This is a genomic window from Subtercola vilae, assembly GCF_004923255.1.
Classification (GTDB): Bacteria; Actinomycetota; Actinomycetes; order Actinomycetales; family Microbacteriaceae; genus Subtercola; species Subtercola vilae.
On sequence record NZ_QYRT01000087.1, the window covers coordinates 1 to 3,217 of the forward strand.

Annotated in this window: 2 protein-coding genes and 1 pseudogene; 1 reads left to right on the top strand and 2 read right to left on the bottom strand. The window is 63.8% G+C overall.

All coding sequences use genetic code 11. The features are described from left to right. A pseudogene (locus D4765_RS19895) lies at positions 1–139 on the bottom strand (aquaporin family protein); the annotation flags it as partial. A gap of 134 nt (positions 140–273) precedes the next feature. Then, on the bottom strand, positions 274–2,070 hold the full coding sequence (locus D4765_RS18865; RefSeq protein WP_420824551.1) for a glycerol-3-phosphate dehydrogenase/oxidase: 1,797 nt from the start codon (positions 2,068–2,070) through the stop codon (positions 274–276). A 230-nt stretch (positions 2,071–2,300) separates the two neighbouring features. Here D4765_RS18865 and D4765_RS18870 point away from each other — a divergent pair, with 230 nt between their 5' ends. Beyond that, positions 2,301–3,200, top strand: coding sequence for a sugar-binding transcriptional regulator (locus D4765_RS18870; RefSeq protein ID WP_136643848.1), 900 nt, complete (start codon positions 2,301–2,303; stop codon positions 3,198–3,200). Positions 3,201–3,217: the final 17 nt, after the last annotated feature.

Below are 3,217 nucleotides of genomic sequence, written 5' to 3' on the forward strand. Positions count from 1 at the left end.
CGAAGTTGACCATCAGGGTGCCGCCGTTGAAGCCTTTCGACTTCGTGAGTGCGACGTTTGCGACGACTCCTGTTCCCAGGAGTACCAGCAGAGCTGTGCCTACCAGCTCCGAAACGAAATCAAGACCTAAACCGTCCACGTTGACCTTCCTTTTGCGGCACCTATGCCGCGGTTATTTGGAAACCTTGAAGCACGACTGCGCGTGCGGAACCAGAATGAAACCTAGCGCCGCACGCGCTTCGTCAACAAGGCGTTTGGGTGCACATTCGTGCATTATTTGGCGGGAGTGAAACTCTCCTGCTGTGCCGCCTCAGGTGTGCCGCCGCCGGCGGTACCTGCCTCGAGTACCAATCCGTGGAAGAAATCGAGCGTCTCCACGGCGAGTGTCTTCTCGGCGGCCAGCTGTTCGGCCGACCACGAGAGGTGCGAGCCGATGAGACCAGCGAGTTCGTCGAACACGGGCTGCGTGAGGCCGCCAGTGAAGGCAACGATCGTGCGTCGCAGGACGACGTCGGTGAGGTGCACCACGTACTCGGTGTTCACCAGAAAGTCGATCTCTGCGGTGCTGTACTCGGGCAGCGACACCAGCGCGGCATCGTCGGAGTGCTCAGCGATGTACGCAATGACCTCAGCCGCCTTGGTTCCGTAGCGCTTCAGCAGCTGCGCCGTGCGGGCCTTAGAGAGCGCGCCGGAGTGTTCGGCGACCCAGGCCTCGGTGGCCGACGTCGTGGTGGGGAACCCCACGCCGCCGCCGATCTGCAGGTTCTCCGTACTCGTCGTACGGGTGGTGCCGAGCAGGCCGAGTGTCTCGTTGGTGAGGTGCTCGGCGAGGGCGCGCCACGTCGTCCACTTGCCACCCACCAGGCTCAGCACGGGCGTTTTCTTGTCGCCCGCGAAGACGGTCTGCTCGATGCGGTAGTCACGCGAAACGAATCCGGGTGCGGTGTCGTCGTGCTTCGGCAGCGGCCGGATGCCCGAGTACCGGTAGACGATCTGAGAACGATCGACCGCGATCGTTGGGAAAACGTGCGAGACGAGTTCGAAGAAGTAGTCGACCTCCTCTTCGGTGGTGACGCTCGGCTCGCTCGGGTCGGCTTCGATGTCGGTGGTGCCCACCAGCACGCGGCCGTTGAGCGGGTAGATCAGCACAATACGACCGTCGTTGTTCTCGAAGAAGATCTCGCCGCCAGCGCAGGCGTCGTGCAGTTCCTGGTTGTTCAGCACGATGTGCGAACCCTTGGTGCCACCCATGAAGCTGGTGCTCTTGCCGAGGGCGATGTTGGTGAGGTCGGTCCAGGGCCCGGAGGTGTTGACGATGACATCGGCCTTCACGGTGAACTCGGTGCCGCTCACGGTGTCGCGCAGAACCACGCCCTCTGCGCTGGAGCCGATCGCTTCGACGTAGTTCACGCTGCGGGCTTTGCCGCCTGAGCCGGCCACGCGGCCGTCGCCGACGATGTCGAGCGCGAGGCGTTCGGGGTTCTCGACGGCTGCGTCGTAGTAGCGCGCGGTGTACTTGACCGAGTCACGGAGCTTGGGAAACTTGGCCATCGACTTCTTGTGGCCCTTGAACTCGTGGCGGGGAACAGTGCCCCCGTCACGCGAGAACGAGTCGTAGCCGGTGAGGCCGAGCTTGATGAGCAGTGCTCCACGCTCTTTCGGCTTGCCGGCCTGCTTGTGCGTCAGTAGACGGAGGGGGGCCGAGAGGATGCCGGAGAAGGTCGAGAAGATCGGGATGGTCGTGGGCAGCGGCTTCACGTAGTGCGGCGCCAGGCGGAGCAACCGGTTGCGTTCCTGCACCGATTCGCGAACGAGCCGGAACTCGCCGTTCTCGAGGTACCGAACACCACCGTGGATCATGTGGCTCGACGCGGCAGACGCGCCGGAGATGAAGTCACTGCGCTCGACGAGGATCACGTCGACGCCCTGCAGTGCGAGGTCGCGGAACGTACCCACGCCGTTGATGCCGCCGCCGATGACCAGAACCTGGGCCGTGGGGCGATCGAGAATTGCCTGAACGTCGCTGCGTACTGCGGCCGTGTTCGACGTTTCAGTGTTGATGTCGGTCACTGTTTACTCGCCTTCGTGTATGTCTGAGGTTGCACCCGTGCAATCTGTGTGACTCAATACATAATGAGAACTGGCACACGAATGGTCAAGCTACTTGCACATACGTGCACGGCGGTGCCATCGTCGGTGCGGGAGACAGAGGGAGGTGCCCGGTGAAGGCACTCATTGCAGAGCATCCGACATCGAGCGAGCGCGTGCGTGACGCGCTGCGTGCGGCGCACCTCTACTACATGCAAGACCTCACGATGGAGGCGATCGCGGCCGAGCTGCACACCTCCCGTTCGTCGGTGTCGCGGCTCATCAGCTACGCCCGCGAGGCGGGTCTCGTTGAGATCCAGGTGAAGACGCCGGCCGAACGAATCTCGAATGCACTGCAGCGCGTGCAGGAGAAATACCACGTCACTCTGCACGTCGTGCCGGTGCCCGATTCGGCGAATGAAGTCGACCGACTGGAGCGGGTGGCCATGTCGGCCGCACGCATCCTGAACCCGTTCTTCGATTCGAATATGACCATGGGCATCGCCTGGGGCAGCACGATCAGCGCGGTGGGGCGTCACTTGCAACCCAAGGTCACGCACAACTCGCAGATCGTGCAGCTGAACGGTGCCGCGAACACCCGAACGACAGGCATCGTCTACGCGAGCGAGATCATGAGCCGGTTCGGAAATGCGTACGGCGCCTACGTGCAGCAGTTTCCCGTGCCGGCGTTCTTCGACGACCCGGCCACGAAGCAGGTGCTCTGGCGTGAGCGCAGCATTCGGCGCGTGCTCGACATTCAGAAGCGAATGGATGTTGCACTCTTCGGCCTCGGAACCCCGCTGTCTGACGTGCCCGGCCACGTCTACACCAGCGGCTATCTCGACGAGCAGGACTTCGCGAGCCTCAGCGCCTCGAACGTGGTCGGCGACGTGGCGACCGTGTTCTACCGGGCCGACGGCTCGAGCGCCGACGTGCCGATGAACCTGCGCTCGAGCGGGCCACCCCTCGACCAGCTCGCCCGCGTTTCGCGCCGCGTCTGCGTCGTCTCGGGCCGGTCGCGCCTGCCGGCCCTCCGCGGGGCACTCGCCGCTCACCTCATCACCGACCTCATCATCGACGAGGCCACCGTGCACGGCCTGCTCGAAGACTGACCCGCCCGATCCGCCCC

What these genes read in the sequence shown, in the direction of transcription:
- D4765_RS18870 (WP_136643848.1), top strand. Translation starts at nt 2,301, where the DNA reads ATGCAAGACCTCACGATGGAGGCGATCGCGGCCGAGCTGCACACCTCC.